The 246-nt window shown below is 70.7% G+C and carries 1 pseudogene; it reads left to right on the forward strand.

The features are described from left to right. Positions 1 to 246, forward strand: a pseudogene (locus tag RVY79_RS21040) (hypothetical protein); the annotation flags it as partial.

Genomic DNA, 246 nt, shown 5'->3' on the forward strand with positions numbered 1-246 from the left:
CTGCGCCGCAACCCGGACCTGAAATGGCGCCAGTCGCCCCAGGCGGTGGCGGAACTGCAGGCCAAGCAGCGGGCCATCCTGACCAGCGCTGCGCGCCTTGTGAAACCGGGCGGGCGGCTGGTGTATGCGACGTGCAGCCTGCTGGACGCCGAAAACGAGGCGATTGCCGCCGAGTTTGCCGCGGCTCACGCCGAGTTCCAGCCGCTGGATGCTGCCGAGGCGCTGGGCAAGGCCCAGGTCGAGCGG

Origin of the sequence: Chromohalobacter sp. HP20-39 (assembly GCF_033052815.1) — a bacterium.
Lineage (GTDB): Bacteria > Pseudomonadota > Gammaproteobacteria > Pseudomonadales > Halomonadaceae > Chromohalobacter.